The organism is Pseudomonas sp. PI1 (genome assembly GCF_000812405.1).
Taxonomy (GTDB): Bacteria; Pseudomonadota; Gammaproteobacteria; order Pseudomonadales; family Pseudomonadaceae; genus Pseudomonas; species Pseudomonas citronellolis.
This window is the reverse complement of sequence record NZ_JWMC01000011.1, coordinates 54,981-79,494: the sequence shown is the minus strand read 5'-3', so window position 1 is coordinate 79,494 and position 24,514 is coordinate 54,981. Positions and strand designations below refer to the sequence as shown.

The 24,514-nt window shown below is 67.2% G+C and carries 23 protein-coding genes; 21 read left to right on the top strand and 2 right to left on the bottom strand.

What is annotated here, in order from left to right; translation table 11 throughout:
* Positions 1-3 precede the first annotated feature (3 nt).
* Entirely contained in the window at positions 4-1,569 is a 1,566-nt protein-coding gene (locus tag RN02_RS04435; RefSeq protein WP_043313253.1) for a methyl-accepting chemotaxis protein, read from the top strand.
* A 364-nt stretch (positions 1,570-1,933) separates the two neighbouring features.
* Here RN02_RS04435 and RN02_RS04430 read toward each other — a convergent pair whose 3' ends face one another.
* A complete protein-coding gene (locus RN02_RS04430; RefSeq protein WP_324288125.1) occupies positions 1,934-2,638 on the bottom strand; it encodes an alpha/beta family hydrolase in 705 nt (234 codons plus the stop codon).
* A 115-nt stretch (positions 2,639-2,753) separates the two neighbouring features.
* Here RN02_RS04430 and ccoN (RN02_RS04425) point away from each other — a divergent pair, with 115 nt between their 5' ends.
* The 16 genes from ccoN (RN02_RS04425) (at position 2,754) to RN02_RS04350 (ending at position 18,525) form a co-directional block, all read left to right on the top strand.
* Positions 2,754-4,196 (top strand): cytochrome-c oxidase, cbb3-type subunit I, encoded by a 1,443-nt coding sequence (gene ccoN, locus RN02_RS04425; RefSeq protein WP_043313251.1) that lies wholly within the window; start codon positions 2,754-2,756, stop codon positions 4,194-4,196.
* Complete coding sequence (gene ccoO, locus RN02_RS04420; protein WP_009622815.1) at positions 4,196-4,804, top strand: cytochrome-c oxidase, cbb3-type subunit II; 609 nt, start codon at positions 4,196-4,198, stop codon at positions 4,802-4,804. The genes ccoN (RN02_RS04425) and ccoO (RN02_RS04420) overlap by 1 nt, the downstream gene beginning before the upstream one ends.
* Positions 4,805-4,809: 5 nt before the next feature.
* On the top strand, positions 4,810-5,001 hold the full coding sequence (locus RN02_RS04415) for a CcoQ/FixQ family Cbb3-type cytochrome c oxidase assembly chaperone (RefSeq protein WP_024128706.1): 192 nt from the start codon (positions 4,810-4,812) through the stop codon (positions 4,999-5,001).
* Positions 4,998-5,927, top strand: coding sequence for a cytochrome-c oxidase, cbb3-type subunit III (gene ccoP / locus RN02_RS04410; RefSeq protein ID WP_009622818.1), 930 nt, complete (start codon positions 4,998-5,000; stop codon positions 5,925-5,927). The genes RN02_RS04415 and ccoP (RN02_RS04410) overlap by 4 nt, the downstream gene beginning before the upstream one ends.
* 332 nt (positions 5,928-6,259) lie before the next feature.
* Positions 6,260-7,702 (top strand): cytochrome-c oxidase, cbb3-type subunit I, encoded by a 1,443-nt coding sequence (ccoN, locus tag RN02_RS04405; protein ID WP_009622820.1) that lies wholly within the window; start codon positions 6,260-6,262, stop codon positions 7,700-7,702.
* Positions 7,702-8,310: a cytochrome-c oxidase, cbb3-type subunit II gene (gene ccoO, locus RN02_RS04400; protein ID WP_043313250.1), complete on the top strand. Its 609-nt coding sequence runs from the start codon at positions 7,702-7,704 to the stop codon at positions 8,308-8,310. The genes ccoN (RN02_RS04405) and ccoO (RN02_RS04400) overlap by 1 nt, the downstream gene beginning before the upstream one ends.
* Positions 8,311-8,316: 6 nt before the next feature.
* Entirely contained in the window at positions 8,317-8,508 is a 192-nt protein-coding gene (locus RN02_RS04395; RefSeq protein ID WP_009622822.1) for a CcoQ/FixQ family Cbb3-type cytochrome c oxidase assembly chaperone, read from the top strand.
* On the top strand, positions 8,505-9,476 hold the full coding sequence (ccoP, locus tag RN02_RS04390) for a cytochrome-c oxidase, cbb3-type subunit III (protein WP_009622823.1): 972 nt from the start codon (positions 8,505-8,507) through the stop codon (positions 9,474-9,476). The genes RN02_RS04395 and ccoP (RN02_RS04390) overlap by 4 nt, the downstream gene beginning before the upstream one ends.
* A gap of 216 nt (positions 9,477-9,692) precedes the next feature.
* On the top strand, positions 9,693-11,108 hold the full coding sequence (gene ccoG, locus RN02_RS04385) for a cytochrome c oxidase accessory protein CcoG (RefSeq protein WP_009622824.1): 1,416 nt from the start codon (positions 9,693-9,695) through the stop codon (positions 11,106-11,108).
* 143 nt (positions 11,109-11,251) lie between these two features.
* Complete coding sequence (locus RN02_RS04380) at positions 11,252-11,788, top strand: FixH family protein (protein WP_043271870.1); 537 nt, start codon at positions 11,252-11,254, stop codon at positions 11,786-11,788.
* On the top strand, positions 11,785-14,241 hold the full coding sequence (locus RN02_RS04375; protein ID WP_043313249.1) for a heavy metal translocating P-type ATPase: 2,457 nt from the start codon (positions 11,785-11,787) through the stop codon (positions 14,239-14,241). The genes RN02_RS04380 and RN02_RS04375 overlap by 4 nt, the downstream gene beginning before the upstream one ends.
* Before the next feature lie 30 nt (positions 14,242-14,271).
* A complete protein-coding gene (gene ccoS, locus RN02_RS04370) occupies positions 14,272-14,499 on the top strand; it encodes a cbb3-type cytochrome oxidase assembly protein CcoS (RefSeq protein ID WP_043271872.1) in 228 nt (75 codons plus the stop codon).
* Positions 14,492-15,184, top strand: coding sequence for a sulfite exporter TauE/SafE family protein (locus RN02_RS04365; protein WP_043313247.1), 693 nt, complete (start codon positions 14,492-14,494; stop codon positions 15,182-15,184). Before ccoS ends, RN02_RS04365 begins: the two co-directional genes overlap by 8 nt.
* A gap of 417 nt (positions 15,185-15,601) precedes the next feature.
* Positions 15,602-16,984, top strand: coding sequence for an oxygen-independent coproporphyrinogen III oxidase (hemN, locus tag RN02_RS04360; protein ID WP_043313245.1), 1,383 nt, complete (start codon positions 15,602-15,604; stop codon positions 16,982-16,984).
* A gap of 158 nt (positions 16,985-17,142) precedes the next feature.
* The gene (anr, locus tag RN02_RS04355) at positions 17,143-17,877 is read left to right on the top strand and encodes a transcriptional regulator Anr (RefSeq protein ID WP_009622830.1); all 735 of its coding nucleotides are present in this window, start codon (positions 17,143-17,145) and stop codon (positions 17,875-17,877) included.
* Between the two features lie 99 nt (positions 17,878-17,976).
* Positions 17,977-18,525, top strand: coding sequence for an adenine phosphoribosyltransferase (locus RN02_RS04350; protein WP_009622831.1), 549 nt, complete (start codon positions 17,977-17,979; stop codon positions 18,523-18,525).
* 195 nt (positions 18,526-18,720) lie between these two features.
* Here the strand turns inward: RN02_RS04350 and RN02_RS04345 are convergent, their stop codons facing one another.
* Positions 18,721-19,182, bottom strand: a complete 462-nt coding sequence (locus RN02_RS04345; protein ID WP_009622833.1) for an Lrp/AsnC family transcriptional regulator — start codon at positions 19,180-19,182, stop codon at positions 18,721-18,723.
* Positions 19,183-19,454: 272 nt separating this feature from the next.
* On the opposite strand from RN02_RS04345, the gene RN02_RS04340 reads away from it, so the two are divergent.
* Genes RN02_RS04340 through lpdA form a run of 4 tightly spaced genes read left to right on the top strand, consistent with a single transcriptional unit; the run spans position 19,455 to position 24,420 of the window.
* Positions 19,455-20,687, top strand: a complete 1,233-nt coding sequence (locus tag RN02_RS04340; RefSeq protein WP_009622835.1) for a 3-methyl-2-oxobutanoate dehydrogenase (2-methylpropanoyl-transferring) subunit alpha — start codon at positions 19,455-19,457, stop codon at positions 20,685-20,687.
* Complete coding sequence (locus RN02_RS04335) at positions 20,684-21,736, top strand: alpha-ketoacid dehydrogenase subunit beta (protein ID WP_043313243.1); 1,053 nt, start codon at positions 20,684-20,686, stop codon at positions 21,734-21,736. Before RN02_RS04340 ends, RN02_RS04335 begins: the two co-directional genes overlap by 4 nt.
* Positions 21,737-23,008 (top strand): dihydrolipoamide acetyltransferase family protein, encoded by a 1,272-nt coding sequence (locus RN02_RS04330; RefSeq protein ID WP_043313242.1) that lies wholly within the window; start codon positions 21,737-21,739, stop codon positions 23,006-23,008.
* A gap of 5 nt (positions 23,009-23,013) precedes the next feature.
* Complete coding sequence (gene lpdA / locus RN02_RS04325; RefSeq protein WP_043313240.1) at positions 23,014-24,420, top strand: dihydrolipoyl dehydrogenase; 1,407 nt, start codon at positions 23,014-23,016, stop codon at positions 24,418-24,420.
* Positions 24,421-24,514: the final 94 nt, after the last annotated feature.

Genomic DNA, 24,514 nt, shown 5'->3' with positions numbered 1-24,514 from the left:
TGAATGCGCAACAACCAGCCCATCACCCAGCGTGAACGCACCTACCCGGCGGAACAACGCCTGATCTCCACCACCAACAGCCGTGGCGTGATCACCTATGCCAACGATGCCTTCGTCGACATCAGCGGCTTCGCGCGGGACGAGCTGGTGGGCTCGCCGCACAACCTGGTGCGCCATCCCGACGTGCCGCCCGCGGTGTTCGCCCACATGTGGGCCACGCTGAAGAACGGCAAGCCGTGGATGGGCATCGTCAAGAACCGCTGCAAGAACGGCGACCACTACTGGGTCAGCGCCTACGTCACGCCCATCTTCGAGCGCAACGAGATCGTCGGCTACGAGTCGGTGCGGGTGCGCCCCACCGCCGAGCAGGTGGAGCGCGCCCAGGCCCTGTACCAGCGGATCAACACCGGCAAGCCGGCGATCCCGCGCCGCGACCTGTGGCTGCCGGTGCTGCTGGACTGGCTGCCGTTCATCCTGATCAGCCAGGTGGCCTTCCTCATCGGCGCCTGGCTCGACTCGCACTGGGGCTTCGCCCTCGCCGCCCTGCTCGCCGTCCCTCTCGGCCTGGCCGGCCTGGGCTGGCAACAGCGCGGCCTCAAGCGCCTGCTGCGCCTGGCCGAGCAGACCACCTCGGACCCGCTGATCGCGCAGATGTACACCGACAGCCGCGGCGCCCAGGCGCGCCTGGAAATGGCCATCCTCAGCCAGGAAGCGCGCCTGAAGACCTGCCTGACGCGCCTGCAGGACACCGCCGAGCAGCTCACCGAGCAGGCCCGCCAGGCCGATACCCTGGCCCACCACAGCTCCTCCGGCCTGGAACGCCAGCGCGTGGAGACCGAGCAGGTGGCCACCGCGGTCAACCAGATGGCCGCCACCACCCAGGAAGTGGCGAACAACGTGCAGCGCACCGCCGACGCCACGCGCCAGGCCAACGAGCTGACGCGCCGCGGCCGCAGCGTCGCCAGCGAGACCCGCGAGGCCATCCAGCGCCTGTCCGCCTCGGTGGGCGAGACGGGCCTGGCGGTGAGCCAGCTGGCCCAGGACAGCAACGAGATCGGCGGCGTGGTAGACGTGATCAAGGGCATCGCCGACCAGACCAACCTGCTGGCGCTCAACGCCGCCATCGAGGCGGCCCGCGCCGGCGAGATGGGCCGCGGCTTCGCCGTGGTGGCCGACGAGGTGCGCTCGCTGGCCCAGCGCACCGCCGAGTCCACCGAGCAGATCCACGGCCTGATCGCCAAGCTGCAGCAAACCGCCGAGGGCGCGGTGAGCGCCATGGAAGTCGGCCGCCGCCAGGCCGACGAAGGCGTGGAACGGGTGCTGCTGGCCGACCAGGCGCTGTCGGGCATCAGCGACTCGGTGGCCAACATCGCCGACATGGCCAACCAGATCGCCGCGGCAGCCGAGGAACAGAGCGCGGTGGCCGAGGAGATCAACCGCAACATCGCCACCATCGCCCAACTGGCCGACCAGACCTCCGACGAGGCCCAGCGCACCGCGCAGCTGAGCGAGGAGCTGACGGGGACGGCGCAGAGCCAGTATTCGCTGGTGGAGCGGTTCAATCGTTGAGTGTTGGCGTTCGTTCGTAACGGGGGCTTCGGGTTCGGGTCCGCAGCGCGCGGATACCGAGGTCAGGCGGCGGATAACCGCGAACGGTTATTCGCCCTACGCTCCCGGCGGTTTCGGTGTCTGTATTGACTCCGCTCCCTCTCCCTAACCCTCTCCCTGAAGGGAGAGGGGACTGGTCGGCGCGTTTGACGAGGTTGGAGTCAGCCGGGGGCTCCGGCTGAATCCATATCCCACCATCGGCACGGACGGCCCCCTCTCCCTTCAGGGCGAGGCGCGCAGCCGAGGGCTGGGGAGAGGGTTACGGACTCCCACGCCACTCCGAAGCCGAACCTGGCGACGCCCTTGTTCGCAAGCAAGCTCGCCCCTACGAAAGCCCCTCCAGAAACCCCGCCACCATCCCCGCCGCGCTCTCCAGGTGCTGCTCATGGGTCAGGCCCGAAGCCTTCAACGGCTTCAGGTCATGGTCCGCCGCCGCCAGCCACTCGACACGGATCGCCGGCGACAGCACGTATTCCGCCACATGCGCCCGGTCGCCCAGGGCATCGCGTTCGCCCTGGACGATCAGCGTCGGCGTGCGCAGCTCGGCCAGGTGCGCCACCCGCGGCTTCTCCGGCTTGCCCGCGGCGTAGAAGGGGTAGCCCAGGCACACCAGGGCGTCGGCGCCCAGTTCGTCGGCCAGCAGGCTGGCCATGCGCCCGCCCATGGACTTGCCGCCGATGGCCAGCGGGCCCTGCACCTGCCCGCGCACCTGTTCGAACACCTGGCGCCAGCACTCCAGCAGTTGCTTCTGTGGGTTCGGCGGGCGCTTGCGGCCGTCCTCGCGGCGGGCGGCCATGTAGGGGAACTCGAAGCGCGCCACCGCCACGCCGCGGGCGGCCAGGCGCCGGGCCATTTCGTCCATGAACGGGCTGTCCATGGGCGCGCCGGCGCCGTGGGCCAGGACGAGAGTCGCCGACAACGCACCGACCGGCCGGTTCCACAGCAGCGACAAAGCGCCACACTCCCCCGCCGGGCCGGGCGCCGAGGGCGATTGATCAAAATCAATATTCGGTTTCCGGGGTTTATCCATTCTTCGCTCCGCTAGTTGCGTAATTAGTACCTGTCCCTGGGGGAGGGGCGGCGTTCGCCGTAAGGAACCCGCCGGGATGGGCTAGCCCATAACCGTGGATGGAAGCCCATATACCATGAGCACAACCAATCAGACCGCTTATAACTACAAGGTGGTCCGCCAGTTCGCCGTGATGACGGTGATCTGGGGAATCGTCGGCATGCTGGTCGGCGTCGTCATCGCCGCCCAGCTGGTGTGGCCGGAACTCAACCTCGGCTTGCCGTGGACGAGCTTCGGGCGCCTGCGCCCACTGCACACCAACGCCGTGATCTTCGCCTTCGGTGGCAGCGCCCTGTTCGCCACCAGCTACTACGCGGTGCAGCGTACCTGCCAGGTACGCCTGTTCTCCGACACCCTGGCCTCCTTCACCTTCTGGGGCTGGCAGCTGGTGATCCTGCTGGCCGCCATCAGCCTGCCGCTGGGCTACACCTCCTCCAAGGAGTACGCCGAGCTGGAATGGCCGATCGACATCCTCATCACCATCGTCTGGGTGTCCTACGCCATCGTGTTCTTCGGCACCCTGGTGAAGCGCAAGACCAAGCACATCTACGTGGGCAACTGGTTCTTCGGCGGCTTCATCCTGACCGTGGCGCTGCTGCACGTGGTCAACAACCTGGAGCTGCCGGTCGGCTTCATGAAGTCGTACTCCATCTACTCCGGCGCCACCGACGCCATGGTCCAGTGGTGGTACGGCCACAACGCCGTGGGCTTCTTCCTCACCGCCGGCTTCCTGGGGATGATGTACTACTTCGTGCCCAAGCAGGCCGAGCGTCCGGTGTACTCCTATCGCCTGTCGATCGTGCACTTCTGGGCACTGATCGCGGTGTACATCTGGGCCGGCCCGCACCACCTGCACTACACCGCCCTGCCCGACTGGGCGCAATCCCTGGGCATGGTGATGTCGCTGATCCTCCTGGCACCCTCCTGGGGCGGCATGATCAACGGCATGATGACCCTCTCCGGGGCCTGGCATAAGCTGCGCAGCGACCCCATCCTGCGCTTCCTGGTGGTCTCCCTGGCCTTCTACGGCATGTCCACCTTCGAAGGCCCGATGATGGCCATCAAGACCGTCAACGCCCTCTCCCACTACACCGACTGGACCATCGGCCACGTGCACGCCGGGGCGCTGGGCTGGGTCGCCATGGTCTCCATCGGCTCGCTGTACCACATGATCCCGAAAGTGTTCGGCCGCGAGCAGATGCACAGCGTGGGCCTGATCAACGCGCACTTCTGGCTCGCCACCATCGGCACCGTGCTCTACATCGCCTCTATGTGGGTCAACGGCATCACCCAGGGCCTGATGTGGCGCGCGGTCAACGCCGACGGCACCCTCACCTACTCCTTCGTCGAAGCGCTCGCCGCCGGCCACCCCGGCTTCGTCGTGCGCATGATCGGCGGCGCCGTGTTCCTCAGCGGCATGCTGATCATGGCCTACAACACCTGGCGCACCATCGCCTCCTCCAAAGCCGAGGAAGCTGAAGCGGCCGCCCGGATTCCCGCCGTCGTAGGAGCCCACTGATGAAACACGAAGTACTCGAGAAGAACGTCGGCCTGCTGGCCCTGTGCATGGCCGTGGCCGTGAGCATCGGCGGCCTGACGCAGATCGTCCCGCTGTTCTTCCAGGACGTGACCAACACCCCGGTGGAAGGCATGAAGCCCTACACCGCCCTGCAGCTGGAAGGCCGCGACATCTACATCCGCGAGGGCTGCGTCGGCTGCCACTCGCAGATGATCCGTCCGTTCCGCGCCGAGACCGAGCGCTACGGCCACTACTCCGTGGCCGGCGAGAGCGTCTGGGACCACCCCTTCCTGTGGGGCTCCAAGCGTACCGGTCCGGACCTGGCCCGCGTCGGCGGCCGCTACTCCGACGACTGGCACCGCGCGCACCTGTACAACCCGCGCAACGTGGTGCCGGAGTCGAAGATGCCGGCCTACCCCTGGCTGGTCGAGAACAAGCTCGACGGCAAGGACATCGAAGGCAAGCTCAAGGCCATGCGCACCCTCGGCGTGCCCTACACCGACGAGGACATCGCCGGCGCCCGCGAGAGCGTTCAGGGCAAGACCGAGATGGACGCCGTGGTGGCCTACCTGCAAGGCCTGGGCACAGCGATCAAGAACAAGCGGTGATGGCCATGGACATCGGAACCATCCGCGGCCTCGGCACCGTCGTGGTGATGCTCGCCTTCATCGGCGTCACCCTCTGGGCCTACAGCGGCAAGCGCAAGCAGCGCTTCGACGCCGACGCCCTGCTGCCCTTCGCCGACGATCCGCAGGCTCTGCGCCACGCCGAGCATGAACAAGCTTCTGGGAGCAACAAAGCATGACTACCTTCTGGAGTCTGTACATCACCGTACTGACCGTCGGATCGCTGATCGCCCTGCTATGGCTGGTCTTCGCCACCCGCAGCGGCGAGACCAAGGGCGCCACCGACCAGACAATGGGGCACTCCTTCGACGGTATCGAGGAATACGACAACCCGCTGCCGCGCTGGTGGTTCCTGCTGTTCGTGGGCACCATCGTCTTCGCCGTCGGCTACCTGGCCCTGTACCCGGGCCTGGGCAACTGGAAAGGCGTGCTGCCGGGCTACACCGACGGCTGGACCCAGGTCAAGCAGCTGGAACGCGAGCAGGCCCTGGCCGACGAGAAATACGCGCCGATCTTCGCCAAGTACTCGGCCATGTCCGTCGAAGACGTGGCCAAGGACCCACAGGCCATGAAGACCGGCGAACGTCTGTTCGCCACCTACTGCTCGATCTGCCACGGCTCCGACGCCAAGGGCGCCATGGGCTTCCCCAACCTGACCGACCAGGACTGGCGCTGGGGCGGCGACGCGCAAACCATCCAGACCACCATCCTCGGCGGGCGCCACGCGGTGATGCCGGCCTGGGGCGAGGTGCTGGGCGACCAGGGCGTGCATGACGTGGCCGCCTTCGTCACCACCAAGCTGGACGGCCGCAAGCTGCCCGAAGGCGTGACCGACGCCCAGGTGGCCAATGGCGAGAAACTCTTCGCCACCACCTGCGTCGCCTGCCACGGCCCGGAAGGCAAGGGCACCGCCGCCCTGGGCGCGCCGGATCTGACCCATCCGGGTGCGTTCATCTACGGCTCGGGCTTCGCCCAGCTGCAGCAGACCATCCGCCATGGCCGCCAGGGCCAGATGCCGGCGCAGGAAGCCTACCTGGGCAAGGACAAGGTCCACGTCCTGGCCGCCTACATCTACAACATTTCCCGTCCGGAAAACGCCAACTGATCCACCCTCCGCTCGCGCCCGCCCGGGCGCGAGCAACTTCCGCGCAGTTACGCGACCAAGTGTCGCACCTCGCGCGCGCCATTCCTTCACACTGCTCTAGATCAAGACTAAGCTCATTCCATCCGTGAGTCGGCAGTAATTGGGGGAATCCCTACGCTTATCAGGGTTTCCACGCCGATAGAAAGCCAGAAAAACATTGGCAGAAATGCCTTCAAAGCAGCATGCGCAGCGGCTCCGGGGCTTATTCCGGCGCGTTGCATTGCCTAGTGGCTTTCTACATACTTGCCGCCGTTTTTTGTCCCTAAATAGCAAAAAAACCGTGGAACCTTAGAATGAGCACAGCAATCAGTCCGACTGCTTATAACTATAAGGTAATCCGCCAGTTCGCCATCATGACGGTGGTCTGGGGAATACTAGGAATGGGGATGGGTGTTTTCATCGCCTCACAGTTGGTATGGCCCGAGCTGAACCTCGGCTTGCCGTGGACCAGTTTCGGGCGACTTCGCCCGTTGCACACCAACCTGGTGATCTTCGCCTTCGGCGGCTGTGCTCTGTTCGCAACGTCCTACTACGTGGTGCAACGCACCTGTCAGACCCGTCTGATCTCCGATAGCCTGGCCGCCTTCACCTTCTGGGGCTGGCAGGCGGTGATCGTACTGGCCGCCATCACCCTGCCGCTGGGCTACACCTCCTCCAAGGAGTACGCCGAGCTGGAATGGCCGGTCGACATCCTGATCGCCATCGTCTGGGTCACCTACGCCGTGGTGTTCTTCGGCACCATCGTCAAGCGCCAGACCAAACACATCTATGTGGGCAACTGGTTCTACGGCGGCTTCATCCTGGTGACCGCGATGCTGCACATCGTCAACAACCTGGAGATCCCGGTCGGCTGGTTCAAGTCCTACTCCATCTACTCCGGCGCCACCGACGCCATGGTCCAGTGGTGGTACGGCCACAACGCCGTGGGCTTCTTCCTGACCACCGGCTTCCTCGGCATGATGTACTACTTCGTGCCCAAGCAGGCCGAGCGCCCGGTCTACTCCTACCGCCTGTCCATCGTCCACTTCTGGGCGCTGATCACCCTGTACATCTGGGCCGGCCCGCACCACCTGCACTACACCGCCCTGCCCGACTGGGCGCAGTCCCTGGGCATGGTGATGTCGCTGATCCTCCTGGCCCCGAGCTGGGGCGGCATGATCAACGGCATGATGACCCTCTCCGGCGCCTGGCATAAGCTGCGCACCGACCCCATCCTGCGCTTCCTGGTGGTGTCCCTGGCCTTCTACGGCATGTCCACCTTCGAAGGCCCGATGATGGCCATCAAGACGGTGAACTCGCTGTCCCACTACACCGACTGGACCATCGGCCACGTGCACGCCGGGGCGCTGGGCTGGGTAGCGATGATCTCCATCGGCTCGCTGTACCACATGATCCCGAAAGTGTTCGGCCGCGAGCAGATGCACAGCACCGGCCTGATCAACGCGCACTTCTGGCTCGCCACCATCGGCACCGTGCTCTACATCGCCTCGATGTGGGTCAACGGCATCACCCAGGGCCTGATGTGGCGCGCGGTGAACACCGACGGCACCCTCACCTACTCCTTCGTCGAAGCGCTGCAGGCCAGCCACCCGGGCTTCATGGTCCGCGCGCTGGGCGGCTTCTTCTTCGCCTTCGGCATGCTGCTGATGGCCTACAACACCTTCCGTACCGTGCGTGGCTACAACGCTGCTGAAGTCGATGCCGCTGCCCGCATTCCCGCTGTAGGAGCTCATTGATGAAGCACGAAGCAGTCGAGAAGAACATCGGCCTGCTGGCCTTCTTCATGGTCATCGCCGTCAGCATCGGCGGCCTGACGCAGATCGTCCCGCTGTTCTTCCAGGACGTGACCAACAAGCCGGTGGAAGGCATGAAGCCGCGCACCGCGCTGGAGCTCGAAGGCCGTGACATCTATATCCGCGAAGGCTGCGTCGGCTGCCACTCGCAGATGATCCGCCCGTTCCGCGCCGAGACCGAGCGCTATGGCCACTACTCCGTGGCCGGCGAAAGCGTCTGGGACCACCCCTTCCTGTGGGGTTCCAAGCGTACCGGCCCGGACCTGGCCCGTGTCGGCGGCCGCTACTCCGACGACTGGCACCGCGCGCACCTGTACAACCCGCGCAACGTGGTGCCGGAGTCGAAGATGCCGGCCTACCCCTGGCTGGTCGAGAACAAGCTCGACGGCAAGGACATCGAAGACAAGCTCAAGGCCATGCGCACCCTCGGCGTGCCCTACACCGACGAAGACATCGCCGGTGCTCGCGATGCCGTGAAAGGCAAGACCGAGATGGACGCCCTGGTGGCCTACCTGCAGAGCCTGGGCACCATCATCAAGAGCAAACGGTGACAGCAGATGGATATCGGGACGATTCGCGGCCTCGGCACCGTCGTAGTGATGGTCGCCTTCATCGGCGTACTGCTCTGGGCCTACAGCGGCAAGCGCAAGCAGCGCTTCGACGACGACGCCCTGCTGCCCTTCGCGGACGACCCGGCAGCCATGAAGCACGTCGAGAAAGAACAAGCTTCTAGGAGCAACAAAGAATGACAACCTTCTGGAGTCTGTACGTCACCGTACTTACCCTGGGCACCATCTTCGCCCTGGCCTGGCTGCTGTTCGCCACCCGCCGCGGCCAGCGCAGCGAAGCCACCGACGAAACCGTCGGGCACGCCTTCGACGGCATCGAGGAGTACGACAACCCGCTGCCGAAGTGGTGGTTCATGCTGTTCGTCGCCACCTTCGTCTTCGCCCTGGGCTACCTGGTCCTGTACCCGGGCCTGGGCAACTGGAAGGGCCTGCTGCCGGGCTACCAGGAAGTCAGCGACGGCAAGCCCTTCGCCAATGGCCAGCCGGGCTGGACCGGCGTGCACCAGTGGGAGAAGGAAATGGCCAAGGCCGACGAGAAGTACGGCCCGATCTTCGCCAAATTCGCCGCCATGCCCATCGAAGATGTGGCCAAGGACCCGCTGGCGCTGAAGATGGGCGGCCGCCTGTTCGCCTCCAACTGCTCGGTCTGCCACGGCTCCGACGCCAAGGGCGCCTACGGCTTCCCCAACCTGACCGACCAGGACTGGCGCTGGGGCGGTGCCACCGCGGACATCGAGACCACCATCAAGGGTGGCCGCCACGCCGCCATGCCGGCCTGGGGCGAAGTCCTGGGCGACCAGGGCGTGCACGACGTGGCCGCCTTCGTCACCAGCAAGCTGGACGGCCGCAAGCTGCCCGAAGGCGTGACCGACGAGCAGGTGGCCAACGGCGGCAAGATCTTCGCCACCACCTGCGTCGCCTGCCACGGCCCCGAGGGCAAGGGCACCGCCGCCATGGGCGCGCCCAACCTGACGCACCCGGCCGCCTTCATCTACGGCTCGAGCTTCTCCCAGCTGCAGCAGACCATCCGCTACGGCCGCCAGGGCCAGATGCCGGCCCAGCTGGAACGCCTGGGCGCCGACCAGGTGCACCTGCTGGCCGCCTACGTGTACAGCCTGTCCCAGGGTGATGCGCAGAAGAGCGAATAAGCGCTTCCGCCCTCCCCTCGCAACACCCAGCGGCGCCGGTTCCTACCGGCGCCGCTCTATTTCGGGGAACGAAAAATCTTCCGAATATTCTGACGCGACCAACGGTCGCACCGTTGCACACCGGGCCAAGTCGTATCATGTTTAGGCGTGCAGCCATATCCTGACCCTTTCGGCACGTATCGACAGGGCGCCCTCCCACTGCCGTGGTACGCACTGATGAGCAAACAGATTCCCGTGCAAGACGTCACACCGCCCGCGAAGAAGGGTGGGGAGAACGTCGACTTATATGCCTCCCGCGAGAAGATCTACACCCGGGCCTTCACCGGGTTCTTCCGCAACCTGCGCCGTGTCGGCGGCGCTTTCCTGTTCCTTCTCTACTTCGGCACCGTGTGGCTGACCTGGAACGGTCGGCAGGCGGTGTGGTGGGACCTGCCCGAGCGCAAGTTCTACATCTTCGGCGCCACCTTCTGGCCGCAGGACTTCATCCTCCTCTCCGGGTTGCTGATCATCAGCGCCTTCGGGCTGTTCTTCATCACGGTGTTCGCCGGCCGCGTCTGGTGCGGCTACACCTGCCCGCAGAGCGTGTGGACCTGGATCTACATGTGGTGCGAGAAGGTCACCGAAGGCGACCGCAACCAGCGCATGAAGCTGGACAAGGCGCCGATGAGCGGCAACAAGCTGTTGCGCAAGGCCGCCAAGCACACGCTGTGGCTGCTGATCGGCCTGGTCACCGGCCTGACCTTCGTCGGCTACTTCGCCCCCATCCGCGAACTGCTGATGGACCTGGTCACCGGCGAAGCCGACGGCTGGGCCTACTTCTGGGTCGGCTTCTTCACCCTGGCCACCTACGGCAACGCCGGCTGGCTGCGCGAGCAGGTGTGCATCTACATGTGCCCCTACGCGCGCTTCCAGAGCGTGATGTTCGACAAGGACACCCTGATCGTCTCCTACGACCCGCGCCGCGGCGAGAAGCGCGGCCCGCGCAAGAAGACCCTGGACTACAAGGCCCAGGGCCTGGGCGACTGCATCGACTGCACCATGTGCGTACAGGTCTGCCCCACCGGCATCGACATCCGCGACGGCCTGCAGATCGAATGCATCGGCTGCGCCGCGTGCATCGACGCCTGCGACAGCATCATGGACAAGATGGGTTACCCGCGCGGGCTGATCAGCTACACCACCGAGCACAACCTGTCCGGGCAGAAGACGCACCTGGTGCGCCCGCGCCTGATCGGCTACGCCATCGCCCTGTGCGTGATGATGAGCCTGCTGGCCACCGCCATCGTGATCCGCCCGCTGGTGGGCTTCGACGTCAGCAAGGACCGCGTGCTCTACCGCGAGAACGCCGAAGGCCGCATCGAGAACGTCTACAGCCTGAAGATCATGAACAAGGACCAGCGCGACCACACCTACGTGCTCGGCGCCAAGGGCCTGGAAGGCCTGACCCTGGAAGGCCGCAAGGAAGTGCAGGTGGCCGCCGGCGACATCCTCGCCATGCCGGTGGAACTGGCGGTGGACCCGGACAAGCTGCCGTCCAGCACCAACAAGATCACCTTCACCATCCAGTCGGTGGACGAGCCGTCCATCAGCAAGGAAGCCGACAGCCGCTTCATCGGCCCGGTGGTACGCTGAACCCCGGCTGAACCGCAACGCATCCCGCCCCCGCGGCGGGATGCCAGCGGCACGCGGAGCACGTAGAATCCGCCCCACCCAGGCGCGCCGCCCACCCCTCGGGCAGGCCGCTTCCGCCCCGCGGACCACGAGAGAGAAAACCCATGCAGTCGGCGCCCGCCCAACAACCCTGGTACAAGCACCTCTGGCCCTGGATCATCATCGGCATGCTCGCCACCTCGGTGTTCCTCAGCCTGACGATGGTGCGCATCGCCGTGGAGAACCAGGACACCCTGGTCAATGACAACTACTACGAGGCCGGCAAGGGCATCAACCGCTCGCTGGACCGCGAACACCTGGCCCAGCAACTGCACATGCAGGCCCAGGTGCGCCTGGACAAGCTCACCGGCGAGGTCGAGGTACGCCTGAAGGGCGACAGCCAGCCGGCGCAGCTGACCCTCAACCTGATCTCCCCCACCCTGGAATCCCAGGACCGCCACGTCGCCCTGCTGCCGGCCAACGAACCGGGCCGCTACACCGGCCGCCTGGACAGCGCCGTCGAAGGCCGCCGCTTCGTCGAACTGCTCGGCGAGCAGGACGGCCACGCCTGGCGCCTGTTCGAAGAAGAGAAGCTCATCGCCGACGGCGAGATCCTTCTCGGCGACGAACCCCTCAAGGGGGATGAAGTCCAGCGCCCATGAGCGCCCCCCGGCCCTGCTACCACTGCGCGCTGCCGGTTCCGCCCGGCAGCCGCTTCACCGCCCGGGTCCTCGGCGAGACCCGCGAATTCTGCTGCCCCGGCTGCCAGGCCGTGGCCGAGGCCATAGTCGCCGGCGGCCTGGAAGGCTATTACCGGCACCGCACCGAATCGGCCGCCAACCCCGAGGCGCTGCCCGCGCAACTGGGTGACGAACTGGCCCTGCTCGACCGCCCCGACGTGCAGCAGCCCTTCGTCCAGCACCAGGGCGAACTGGCCGAGACCACCCTGATCCTCGAAGGCATCAGTTGCGCCGCCTGCGGCTGGCTGATCGAGAAACACCTGCGGCAGATGCCGGCGGTGGCCGAGGCCGGGCTCAACCTGTCCAACCACCGCCTGCACGTGCGCTGGGCCGACGGCCAGCTGCCGCTCAGCGGCCTGCTCGCCGAGCTGCGCAGGATCGGCTACGCCGCCCACCCCTACCAGCCGGACAAGGCCGCCGAGCAGCTCGCCGAAGAGAACCGCCGCTCCCTGCGCCAGCTCGGCGTGGCCGGCATGCTGTGGTTCCAGGCGATGATGGCGACCATGGCCACCTGGCCGGAATTCAACATCGACCTCAGCGCCGAGATGCACGAAATCCTGCGCTGGGTGGCGATGTTCCTCACCACGCCCATCGTCTTCTACTCCTGCCAGCCGTTCTTCCGCGGCGCCCTGCGCGACCTGCGCACGCGCCACCTGACCATGGACGTCTCGGTGTCCCTGGCCATCGGCGGCGCCTACCTGGCCGGCATCTGGACCGCCATCACCGGCAAGGGCGACCTCTACTTCGACGCGGTGGGCATGTTCGCCCTGTTCCTGCTCGCCGGCCGCTACCTGGAGCGCCGCGCCCGCGAGCGCACGGCGGCGGCCACCGCGCAGCTGGTCAACCTGCTGCCGGCCTCCTGCCTGCGCCTGGACGAAGCCGGCAACAGCCAGCGCATCCTGCTCAGCGAACTGCGCATCGGCGACCGCGTGCTGGTGCCGCCGGGCGCAGTGCTGCCGGCCGACGGCCTGATCCTTTCCGGGCAGTCCAGCGTCGACGAATCCCTGCTCACCGGCGAATACCTGCCGCAGCCGCGCCAGGCCGGCGACAGCGTCACCGGCGGCACCCTCAACGTCGAAGGTCCGCTGACCCTGCAGGTGCAGGCCCTGGGCGACGACAGCCGGCTGTCGGCCATCGTCCGCCTGCTGGAGCGCGCCCAGGCCGACAAGCCGCGCCTGGCGCAGCTCGCCGACAGCGCCGCGCAATGGTTCCTGCTGGTACTGCTGGCGCTGGCCGCGGTGGTCGGCCTGTTCTGGTGGCAGCACGACGCCTCGCGGGCCTTCTGGGTGGTCCTGTCGATGCTGGTCGCCACCTGCCCCTGCGCCCTCTCCCTGGCCACGCCCACCGCCCTCACCGCGGCCACCGGCAGCCTGCACAAGCTCGGCCTGCTGCTCACCCGCGGCCACGTGCTGGAAGGCCTGAAACGCATCGACACGGTGATCTTCGACAAGACCGGCACCCTCACCGAAGGCCGCCTGACCCTGCGCGCCGTGCAGCCCCTGGGCGAACTCGACGGCGAACGCTGCCTGGCCCTGGCCGCGGCGCTGGAGAACCGTTCCGAACACCCCATCGCCCGTGCCTTCGGCCGCGCCCCGCAACCCGCCGAGGCCGTGGAAAGCCACCCCGGCCTGGGCCTGGAAGGCGTGGTCGACGGCCAGCGCCTGCGCATCGGCCAGGCCGCCTTCGTCTGCGCCCTGAGCGGCCAACCCGAGCCGGCCATGCCCAATGAGCACGGCCAGTGGCTGCTGCTGGGCGACGCGCGCGGCCCGCTGGCCTGGCTGGTGCTCGACGACCGCCTGCGCGACGACGCCCCGGCCCTGCTGCAGGCCTGCCGCGAGCGCGGCTGGCGCACCCTGCTGCTGTCCGGCGACAGCTCGCCGATGGTGCAGAGCGTGGCCGCCGAACTGGGCATCGACGAAGTCCACGGCGGCCTGCGCCCGGACGACAAACTGGCGATCCTCAGACAGCTGCACGGCGAAGGCCGCCACGTGCTGATGCTCGGCGACGGCGTCAACGACGTGCCGGTGCTGGCCGCCGCCGACATCAGCGTGGCCATGGGCAGCGCCACCGACCTGGCCAAGACCAGCGCCGACGCCGTGCTGCTGTCCAACCGCCTGGACAGCCTGGTGCAGGCCTTCGCCCTGGCCCGCCGCACCCGCCGGGTGATCGTCGAGAACCTGGTCTGGGCGGGGTTGTACAATGGCCTGATGCTGCCCTTCGCCGCCCTCGGCTGGATCACCCCCGCCTGGGCGGCCATCGGCATGTCGGTCAGCTCGCTGACCGTGGTGCTCAACGCCCTGCGCCTGACCCGCGTGCGCGCCCTGCCGGCGGCCCCCGAAGCCGCGCCGCTGGCCATCCCGCTCGCCGCCCACTGAAGGCGCGCAGGCCTTTTCAACGGAGTCGATATGCCCGCTCTCTACGTAATGATCCCGGTGGCGCTGATCATCGTCGCCATCGCCGTCTGGATCTTTTTCTGGGCGGTGAACAGCGGCCAGTACGACGACATGGACGGCCCGGCCCACAGCATCCTGTTCGACGACGAGGACCCCAAGCACCAGGCCGGCATCGACGAGGCCGAAGGCGCCAGGGACGCGCAGGCCGAAGCCCGGGACAAGGACTCGCGCGATGCTTGAGCTGGCGCCCATGCTGGCGTCCGCGCTGATCCTCGGCCTGCTCGGCGGCGGCCACTGCCTGGGCATGTGCGGCGGCCTGATGGGCGCGCTGACCCTGGCCATTCCAGCGGAACAGCGCGGGCGCCGCCTGCAGCTGCTGCTGGCCTACAACCTCGGGCGCATCCTCAGCTACGCCGCCGCCGGCCTGCTGCTGGGCCTGGCCGGCTGGGCCATCGCCAGCACCCCTTTCGCCTCGGCGCTGCGCGTGGTCGCCGGGTTGCTGCTGGTCGCCATGGGCCTGTATCTGGCCGGCTGGTGGAGCGGCCTGACGCGCATCGAAGCCCTCGGCCGCGGCCTGTGGAAATACATCCAGCCCTTCGCCAGCCGCCTGCTGCCGGTGGCCAGCGTGCCGCGCGCGCTGCTGCTCGGCGCGCTCTGGGGCTGGCTGCCCTGCGGCCTGGTCTACAGCACCCTGCTGTGGACCAGCAGCCAGGGCTCGGCGCTGGAAAGCGCGCTGCTGATGCTCGCCTTCGGCCTGGGCACCTGGCCGGTGCTGCTGGCCACGGGGCTGGCCGCCGAACGCATCACGGCGCTGCTGCGCAAGCGCAGCGTGCGCATGGCCGGCGGCCTGCTGGTGATCCTCTTCGGCCTGTGGACCCTGCCCGGCCCGCACCAGGCGTGGCTGATGGGCCACGCGATGCACTGAAGCCCCGCGCTTTTCGTAGGAGCGAGGGGGGCGCCTAGCTCTTGCTCGCGAACGGGATTCACCCTGGTGCCTGGCCCGAAGAGCGCCCTCTCCCTAACCCTCTCCCTGAAGGGAGAGGGGACTGTTCGGAGCAGGCGGGTAGCAAGGAGTCATCCGGCTAGTGCCGAAGTAGCAGGTTGAAACCATTCCCCTTCTCGGCACGAACGGCCCCCTCTCCCTTCAGGGCGGGGCGCGCAGCCGAGGGCTGGGGAGAGGGTCACGAACTCCACCCCAACTCCAGAACCAACCCCGACACCACCGCCCACCAGCCCCCCCCCAACGAGGTACCCCCTGCGACCGCTTGATGCAGGTCAAGAGGCTTTTCCCACAGTCTCCCTAGACTGCGCCGAAAAGCTCGCCTGATTCGGGGACTGCGGCATGCTCGACGATATCCGCTGGGACACAGATCTGATCCGTCGCTACGATCTGTCCGGCCCGCGCTATACCTCCTATCCCACCGCCGTGCAGTTCCACGAAGGCGTGGGCCCCTTCGACATGCTGCATGCCCTGCGCAACAGCCAGAAGGCCGACCGGCCGCTGTCGCTCTACGTGCACATCCCGTTCTGCGCCAACATCTGCTACTACTGCGCCTGCAACAAGGTCATCACCAAGGACCGCGGGCGCAGCGCGCCCTACCTCGCCCGGCTGATCCACGAAATCGAGATCGTCAGCCGCCACCTGGGCAAGGACCAGTGCGTGGAACAGCTGCACTTCGGCGGCGGCACCCCCACCTTCCTCAGCCCCGGCCAGCTGCGCGAACTCATGGGCCAGCTGCGCGAGCACCTGAACCTGGTGGAAGACGACTCCGGCGACTACGGCATCGAGATCGACCCGCGCGAGGCCGACTGGTCGACCATGGGCCTGCTCCGCGAACTGGGCTTCAACCGCGTCAGCGTCGGCGTGCAGGACTTCGACCTGGAAGTGCAGCAGGCGGTGAACCGCATGCAGAGCTTCGACGAGACCCGCGCCATCATGGACGCAGCGCGCACCCTGCAATACCGCTCGATCAACATCGACCTGATCTACGGCCTGCCCAAGCAGAACCCCGACAGCTTCGCCCGCACCGTCGAGCAGGTCATCGGCCTGCAGCCCAACCGCCTCTCGGTGTTCAACTACGCGCACCTGCCCGAGCGCTTCATGCCGCAGCGGCGCATCAACGTCCAGGACCTGCCCTCCCCCGCGCAGAAGCTGGAAATGCTCCAGCGCACCATCGAGCAGCTGAGCGCCGCCGGCTACCGCTACATCGGCATGGACCACTTCGCCCTGCCCGACGACGAACTGGCCAGCGCCCAGGAGGACGGCACCCTGCAACGCAACTTCCAGGGCTACACCACCCACGGCCATTGCGACCTGGTGGGCCTGGGCGTTTCGGCGATCAGCCAGATCGGCGACCTCTACTGCCAGAACAGCACTGACATCAACGACTACCAGAACAGCCTGGACAACGGCCAGCTGGCCACCCGCCGCGGCCTCTACTGCAACGCCGACGACCGCGTGCGCCGCGCGGTGATCCAGCAACTGATCTGCCACTTCCAACTGGACTTCGAAAGCATCGAGGAACGCTTCAACATCGAATTCCACGGCTACTTCGCCGACATCTGGGACGAGCTGGAGCGCTTCGCCAAGGACGGTCTGATCGAGCTGAGCCCGCGCGGCATCGACGTCACCGCCGCCGGCCGGCTGCTGGTGCGCAGCCTGTGCATGCTCTTCGACCACTACCTGCCGCACCAGAACCTGCAACGGTTCTCGCGGGTGATCTGAAGGAATTTGCTTAGAGAATAAGTACGAATCTGACCTTTTTTACATAAGGTTTCGGAATAAACGCCGGAATGTTCCGAAATCCACCCGGCAAGCTGGCAGCCGAACCCTTGGGTGCGTTACCCTTGCGTTTCTTGTGCCTTTCCACCCAAGGATCAACCATGGCCGAAACCATCAAGGTGCGCGCCTTGCCGCAAGCGCATTGCAAGGATTGCAGCCTGGCGCCGCTGTGCCTGCCCCTGTCGCTGAACAACGACGACATGGACGCCCTCGACGAAATCGTCAAGCGCGGCCGGCCACTGAAGAAGGGCGAGTTCCTGTTCCGCCAGGGCGACGCCTTCGGTTCCGTGTTCGCGGTGCGTTCCGGCGCGCTGAAAACCTTCAGCATCACCGACGGCGGTGAAGAGCAGATCACCGGCTTCCACCTGCCCAGCGAACTGGTCGGCCTGTCCGGCATGGACACCGAGGCCTATCCGGTGTCGGCCCAGGCCCTGGAGACCACCTCGGTCTGCGAGATTCCCTTCGAGCGCCTGGACGAGCTGTCCGAGCAGCTGCCGCAGCTGCGCCGCCAGCTGATGCGGGTGATGAGCCGCGAGATCCGCGACGACCAGCAGATGATGATGCTGCTGTCGAAGAAGACCGCCGACGAGCGCATCGCCACCTTCCTGGTCAACCTCTCGGCGCGCTTCCGCGCCCGCGGCTTCTCCGCCCAACAGTTCCGCCTGGCGATGTCGCGCAACGAGATCGGCAACTACCTGGGCCTGGCGGTGGAAACCGTGTCGCGGGTGTTCACCCGCTTCCAGCAGAACGGCCTGATCGCCGCCGAAGGCAAGGAAGTGCGCATCCTCGACTCCATCGAGCTGTGCGCCCTGGCCGGCGGCCAGATGGAAAGCTGAAGGCGTGACCTTCCGGTCATCACGCAAAACGGGCTCGCCTTGTGGCGGGCCCGTTATACTTGGGGGCTTCGAAAAGCCGTCACCAGGTACCCTGCCAGCATGATCCTCAACCAGCTCGACCTGAAATCCATGATCCGCGCGGTCCCCGACTTCCCCAAGGCGGGCGTGGTGTTCCGTGACATCACCCCGCTGTTCCAGTCGCCGCGCGCACTGCGCTTCGTCGCCGACAGCTTCATCCAGCGCTACGTCGAAGCGGATTTCAGCCACATCGGCGCCATGGACGCGCGCGGCTTCCTGATCGGCTCGATCATCGCCTACGAACTGAACAAGCCGCTGGTGCTGTTCCGCAAGCAGGGCAAGCTGCCCGCCGACGTGCTGGCCCAGGCCTACCAAACCGAATACGGCGAAGCCCTGCTGGAAGTGCACGCCGACAGCCTGTGCGAAGGCGACAGCGTGCTGATCTTCGACGACCTGATCGCCACCGGCGGCACCCTGCTGGCCGCCGCGCAACTGGTCCGGCGCATGGGCGCCAGGGTCCTGGAAGCCGCCGCCATCATCGACCTGCCGGAACTCGGCGGCTCGGCCAAGCTGGCCGACGCCGGCATCCCCACCTACAGCCTCACCGCCTTCGCCCTCGACGAGCAGTGAGGAGCATGTAGGAGCGCGCCCTGCGCGCGAATCGCGGGCAGGGCCCGCTCCTACAGGTTGCCGGGAAGCACGGCGCTTTCCCGTAGGATGGGTTGAGCGAAGCGATACCCATCACCGCCACCGCATGGGTTTCGCAAGCTCAACCCATCCTACGAAAGCGCCTCGGCGCAGCCGGCAAGCCAGTTGCCCGCCCCCTCAAAGCGGCGGCGCCGAGCGCTTGAGCACCGACTTCAAGGCGAACGCCGACTTGATCCCGGCCACCCCGGGAATCTGCGTCAGGGTGGTGGTGAGGAAGGCCTGGTAGGCCGCCAGGTCCTTGACCACCACGCGCAGCATGTAGTCCGCATCGCCGGTCATCTGGAAGCAGCTCATCACCTGCGGCGCCTGGACGATGCTTTCCTCGAACCGCGCCAGGTAGTCGCCGGTCTGTTTTTCCAGGGTGACCGAAACGAACACGCTCATGGCCCCGGACAGGCGCTCCTCGTCGAGCTGGGCGAAATAGCCCTGGATGTACCGCTCTTCCTCCAGGCGCCGCACCCGGCGCAGCGTCGGCGTCAGCGACAGGCCGATCTTCTGCGCCAGGTCGCGCCAGCTCAGGCGGCCGTCGTCGGCCAGGGCGCGGAGGATCTTGAGGTCGGTGCGGTCGATGTCGGCCATGGCGCTCACTTCTACGGAAGAGGTTTTTTGTAGTTCAAAGACACTAAATCTTCTGTCCAAAGCTAGTCAAATTGGAGCAAAAAACCAGCCGGTCACACCTATACTGAAATCACAAGAACAACGAACGAGGACCTCACCATGAGTGATGTCAGCACCCGCCGCGCTACCGCGCGCGGCACCCGCACCGTCGCCCAACCAGGCCAGCCGCACCCGCCCGGTCCGGCGTCTTCCGTCTGCTGATCCCCACCCCCGATCACAACTGGAGACCCACCATGACCGACTACGCTCCCCTCCGCCTGCACGTCCCCGAACCCACCGGGCGCCCGGGCTGCAAGACCGACTTCTCCTACCTGCACCTGTCCCCCGCCGGGGAAGTGCGCAAGCCCGACGTCGACGTCGAGCCGGCACAGACCGCCGACCTGGCCTACAGCCTCGTGCGCGTGCTCGACGACCAGGGCAACGCCCTCGGCCCCTGGGACCCGCAGCTCAGCCACGAACAGCTGCTGCGCGGCCTGCGCCTGATGCTCAAGACGCGTATCTTCGACGCCCGCATGCTCACCGCGCAGCGGCAGAAGAAAATGTCCTTCTACATGCAGTGCCTGGGCGAGGAAGCCATCGCCACCGCCCACACCATGGCCCTGCAGGGCGGCGACATGTGCTTCCCCACCTACCGCCAGCAGGGCATCCTGATCACCCGCGACTACCCGCTCAAAGACATGATCTGCCAGTTGCTCTCCAACGAGCAGGACCCGCTCAAGGGCCGCCAGTTGCCGATCATGTACTCCAGCCGCGAGAAGGGCTTCTTCTCCATATCCGGCAACCTCGCCACCCAGTTCATCCAGGCGGTGGGCTGGGGCATGGCCTCGGCGATCAAGGGCGATACCAGGATCGCCTCGGCCTGGATCGGCGACGGCGCCACCGCCGAGTCGGACTTCCACACCGCGCTGACCTTCGCCCACGTCTACCGCGCCCCGGTGATCCTCAACGTGGTCAACAACCAGTGGGCGATCTCCACCTTCCAGGCCATCGCCGGCGGTGAAGGCACCACCTTCGCCAACCGCGGCGTGGGCTGCGGCATCGCCTCGCTGCGGGTGGACGGCAACGACTTCCTCGCCGTGTACGCCGCCTCGCAATGGGCCGCCGAGCGCGCCCGCCGTGGCCACGGGCCGAGCCTGATCGAGTGGGTCACCTACCGCGCCGGCCCGCACTCCACCTCGGACGACCCATCCAAGTACCGCCCGGCCGACGACTGGACCAACTTCCCCCTCGGCGACCCCATCGCCCGCCTGAAGCAGCACCTGCTGGCCCTGGGCATCTGGAGCGAGGAACAGCACGAGGCGCTGCACAAGGAACTGGAAGCCGAAGTGATGGCCGCGCAGAAAGAGGCCGAACGCCACGGCTCGCTGGTGGACGGCCACGTCTTCAGCGCCGCCAGCCTGTTCGACGACGTCTACAAGGACCTGCCGGAACACCTGCGCCGGCAGCGCCAGGAGCTCGGGGTATGAACGCCATGAATCCGCAACACGAGAACGCCCAGGCGCTGACCAGCATGAGCATGATCCAGGCGCTGCGCTCGGCGATGGACGTGATGCTCGAACGCGACGACGACGTGGTGGTGTTCGGCCAGGACGTGGGCTACTTCGGCGGCGTGTTCCGCTGCACCGAAGGCCTGCAGAAGAAGTACGGCACCTCGCGGGTGTTCGACGCGCCCATCTCCGAAAGCGGCATCGTCGGCGCCGCGGTGGGCATGTGCGCCTACGGCCTGCGCCCGGTGGTGGAAATCCAGTTCGCCGACTACGTCTACCCGGCCACCGACCAGCTGGTATCCGAGGCGGCGCGCATCCGCTACCGCTCGGTGGGCGACTTCGTCGTGCCCATGGTGGTGCGCATGCCCTGCGGCGGCGGCATCTACGGCGGGCAGACGCACAGCCAGAGCCCGGAGGCGATGTTCACCCAGGTCTGCGGCCTGCGCACGGTGATGCCGTCCAACCCCTACGACGCCAAGGGCCTGCTGATCGCCTGCATCGAGAACGACGACCCGGTGATCTTCCTCGAGCCCAAGCGCCTGTACAACGGCCCCTTCGACGGCCACCACGAGCGCCCGGTGACGCCCTGGTCCAAGCACCCGCAGAGCCAGGTGCCCGAAGGCTACTACCGGGTGCCGCTGGACAAGGCGGCCATCGCCCGCCCGGGCAGCGAGCTGACCGTGCTCACCTACGGCACCACCGTCTACGTGGCGCAGACCGCCGCCGAGGAAACCGGCATCGACGCCGAGATCATCGACCTGCGCAGCCTCTGGCCGCTGGACCTGGACACCATAGTCGAGTCGGTGAAGAAGACCGGCCGCTGCGTCATCGTCCACGAGGCCACCCGCACCTGCGGCTACGGCGCCGAGCTGATGTCGCTGGTGCAGGAAAACTGCTTCCACCACCTGGAAGCCCCCATCGCCCGCGTGACCGGCTGGGACACCCCCTACCCGCACGCCCAGGAATGGGACTACTTCCCCGGCCCGGCCCGCGTCGGCGCCGCCTTCAAGCGTGCCATGGAGGTCTGAATGGGCATTCACGTGATCAAGATGCCGGACATCGGGGAAGGCATCGCCGAAGTGGAACTGGTGGAATGGCACATCAAGGTCGGCGACGAGGTCCATGAAGACCAGGTGCTGGCCGAGGTGATGACCGACAAGGCCACCGTGGAAATCCCCTCGCCGGTTTCCGGCCGCATCCTCGCCCTGGGCGGCGAGCCCGGCCAGGTCATGGCCGTGGGCGGCGAGCTGGTGCGCCTGGAAGTGGAAGGCGCCGGCAACCACCGCGAAGCCGCGGCCAAGGCCCATGAAAGCGCGCCCGCCGCAGAAGCCGAAGCGAAACCCCAGCCGGCCAAGGAAGCCCCGCGCGCCGAAGCCAAACCGGCCCCCGCGCCGCGCCCGGCAGCCGCCGCGCCGGCCCCGCGCCGCGCCCCCGGCGAGAAGCCGCTGGCCTCCCCGGCGGTGCGCCAGCGCGCCCGCGACCTGGGCGTGGAACTGCAGTTCGTGCAGGGCTCCGGCCCCGCCGGGCGCATCCTCCACGACGACCTCGACCAGTACCTGGCCCACGGCGGCGCGGTGGTCGCCTCCGGCTACGCCGCGCGCCACGACGAGCAGCAGATCCAGGTCATCGGCCTGCGCCGCAAGATCGCCCAGAAGATGGCCGAGGCCAAGCGGCGCATCCCGCACTTCAGCTACGTCGAGGAAATCGACGTCACCGACCTCGAAGCCCTGCGCCAGCACCTCAACGCCAAGTACGGCGCCAGCCGCGGCAAGCTCACCCTGCTGCCCTTCATCGCCCGCGCGATGGTGGTGGCCCTGCGCGAGTTCCCGCAGCTCAACGCCCGCTATGACGACGAGGCCGAGGTCATCACCCGCTACGGCGCGGTGCACCTGGGCGTGGCCACCCAGAGCGACAGCGGTTTGATGGTGCCGGTGCTGCGCAACGCCGAATCCCGCGACCTGTGGGGCAACGCCGCAGAAGTGGCGCGCCTGGCCGAGGCCGCGCGCCACGGCAAGGCCAGCCGCGAGGAACTCTCCGGCTCGACCATCACCCTCAGCAGCCTGGGCGCGCTGGGCGGCATCGTCAGCACGCCGGTGATCAACCATCCGGAAGTGGCCATCGTCGGCGTCAACCGTATGGTCGAGCGGCCCATGGTGGTCAACGGCCAGATCGTGGTGCGCAAGATGATGAACCTGTCCTCGTCCTTCGATCACCGGGTGGTCGACGGCATGGACGCGGCAGCCTTCATCCAGGCCGTGCGCGCCCTGCTCGAACACCCCGCCACCCTGTTCCTGGAGTGACCGCCGTGAAGCAGAACCAGACACTGGAAACCACCCTGCTGATCATCGGCGGCGGCCCCGGCGGCTACGTCGCCGCCATCCGCGCCGGGCAGTTGGGCATCCGCACCCTGCTGGTGGAAGGCGCGGCCCTGGGCGGCACCTGCCTGAACATCGGCTGCATCCCCTCCAAGGCGCTGATCCACGCCGCCGAGGAATACCTCAAGGCCCGCGAGTTCGCCGGCAAGTCCGCACTGGGCATCAGCGTGCAGGCGCCGAGCATCGACATCCAGCGCACCGTGGAATGGAAGGACGGCATCGTCGACCGCCTGACCACCGGCGTCGCCGCGCTGCTGAAAAAGCACGGCGTGGGCGTGGTGCACGGCTGGGCGCAGGTCGTCGACGGCAAGACCGTCGAAGTCGCCCTGGCCGACGGCGGCACCCAGCGCATCCACACCGAGCACCTGCTGCTGGCGGCCGGTTCGCGCTCGGTGGAACTGCCCTTCCTGCCGCTCGGCGGCAAGGTCATCTCCTCCACCGAAGCCCTGGCGCCCAAGGCGCTGCCCAAGCGCCTGGCGGTGATCGGCGGCGGCTACATCGGCCTGGAACTGGGCACCGCCTACCGCAAGCTGGGCGTGGAAGTGACAGTGGTGGAAGCCCAGCCGCGCATCCTGCCGAGCTACGACGAGGAACTGACCAAGCCGGTGGCGGCCGCCCTGCGCAAACTCGGCGTGGAACTCTACCTGGGCCACAGCGTGGTGGGCCTGGAACCCGACGGCAAGGGCCTGCGCCTGCGCGACGGCCAGGGCCAGCAACGGGTGATCGAGACCGACCAGGTGCTGGTCGCCGTCGGCCGCCGGCCCAACACCGAAGGCTGGAACCTGGAGAGCCTGCACCTGGACATGGACGGCCGCGCGGTGAAGATCGACGAGCAGTGCCGCACCTCGATGCGCAACGTCTGGGCCATCGGCGACATCGCCGGCGAACCCATGCTGGCGCACCGCGCCATGGCCCAGGGTGAGATGGTCGCCGAACTCATCGCCGGCAAACGCCGCGCCTTCACCCCCGCGGCCATCCCGGCGGTGTGCTTCACCGACCCGGAAGTGGTAGTGGTCGGCCTCTCCCCGGACCAGGCCCGCGCCAGCGGCCACGAAGTGCTGACGGCGAACTTTCCCTTCGCCGCCAACGGCCGCGCCATGACCCTGGAAGCCCACGACGGCTTCGTCCGCGTGGTGGCCCGCGCCGACAACCACCTCATCCTCGGCTGGCAGGCGGTGGGCAAGGCGGTGTCGGAACTCTCCACGGCTTTCGTCCAGTCCATCGAAATGGGCGCACGCCTGGAAGACATCGCCGGCACCATCCACGCCCACCCGACCCTAGGCGAAGCAGTACAGGAAACCGCCCTGCGCGCCCTGGGGCACGCGTTGCATATCTGAGCCCCCTGCGATACCCGCCGATGGGTATCGCTGCGCTCAACCCATCCTACGTCGCGCACACCTGGCACCCGTAGGATGGGTTGAGCCTGCGAAA

Bases quoted from the DNA above. Each gene is read 5' to 3' on its own strand.
- RN02_RS04415 (WP_024128706.1), top strand. From the start codon at position 4,810: ATGGACATCGGAACCATCCGCGGCCTCGGCACCGTCGTGGTGATGCTC.
- RN02_RS04375 (WP_043313249.1), top strand. From the start codon at position 11,785: ATGAGCGCCCCCCGGCCCTGCTACCACTGCGCGCTGCCGGTTCCGCCC.
- RN02_RS04335 (WP_043313243.1), top strand. From the start codon at position 20,684: ATGAACGCCATGAATCCGCAACACGAGAACGCCCAGGCGCTGACCAGC.
- RN02_RS04395 (WP_009622822.1), top strand. From the start codon at position 8,317: ATGGATATCGGGACGATTCGCGGCCTCGGCACCGTCGTAGTGATGGTC.
- RN02_RS04365 (WP_043313247.1), top strand. From the start codon at position 14,492: ATGCTTGAGCTGGCGCCCATGCTGGCGTCCGCGCTGATCCTCGGCCTG.
- ccoP (WP_009622823.1), top strand. From the start codon at position 8,505: ATGACAACCTTCTGGAGTCTGTACGTCACCGTACTTACCCTGGGCACC.
- RN02_RS04430 (WP_324288125.1), bottom strand. From the start codon at position 2,638: ATGGATAAACCCCGGAAACCGAATATTGATTTTGATCAATCGCCCTCG.
- RN02_RS04350 (WP_009622831.1), top strand. From the start codon at position 17,977: ATGATCCTCAACCAGCTCGACCTGAAATCCATGATCCGCGCGGTCCCC.
- ccoN (WP_009622820.1), top strand. From the start codon at position 6,260: ATGAGCACAGCAATCAGTCCGACTGCTTATAACTATAAGGTAATCCGC.
- ccoO (WP_043313250.1), top strand. From the start codon at position 7,702: ATGAAGCACGAAGCAGTCGAGAAGAACATCGGCCTGCTGGCCTTCTTC.
- RN02_RS04435 (WP_043313253.1), top strand. From the start codon at position 4: ATGCGCAACAACCAGCCCATCACCCAGCGTGAACGCACCTACCCGGCG.
- ccoP (WP_009622818.1), top strand. From the start codon at position 4,998: ATGACTACCTTCTGGAGTCTGTACATCACCGTACTGACCGTCGGATCG.
- RN02_RS04330 (WP_043313242.1), top strand. From the start codon at position 21,737: ATGGGCATTCACGTGATCAAGATGCCGGACATCGGGGAAGGCATCGCC.
- ccoS (WP_043271872.1), top strand. From the start codon at position 14,272: ATGCCCGCTCTCTACGTAATGATCCCGGTGGCGCTGATCATCGTCGCC.
- hemN (WP_043313245.1), top strand. From the start codon at position 15,602: ATGCTCGACGATATCCGCTGGGACACAGATCTGATCCGTCGCTACGAT.
- anr (WP_009622830.1), top strand. From the start codon at position 17,143: ATGGCCGAAACCATCAAGGTGCGCGCCTTGCCGCAAGCGCATTGCAAG.
- ccoG (WP_009622824.1), top strand. From the start codon at position 9,693: ATGAGCAAACAGATTCCCGTGCAAGACGTCACACCGCCCGCGAAGAAG.
- ccoO (WP_009622815.1), top strand. From the start codon at position 4,196: ATGAAACACGAAGTACTCGAGAAGAACGTCGGCCTGCTGGCCCTGTGC.
- RN02_RS04345 (WP_009622833.1), bottom strand. From the start codon at position 19,182: ATGGCCGACATCGACCGCACCGACCTCAAGATCCTCCGCGCCCTGGCC.
- RN02_RS04380 (WP_043271870.1), top strand. From the start codon at position 11,252: ATGCAGTCGGCGCCCGCCCAACAACCCTGGTACAAGCACCTCTGGCCC.
- ccoN (WP_043313251.1), top strand. From the start codon at position 2,754: ATGAGCACAACCAATCAGACCGCTTATAACTACAAGGTGGTCCGCCAG.
- RN02_RS04340 (WP_009622835.1), top strand. From the start codon at position 19,455: ATGACCGACTACGCTCCCCTCCGCCTGCACGTCCCCGAACCCACCGGG.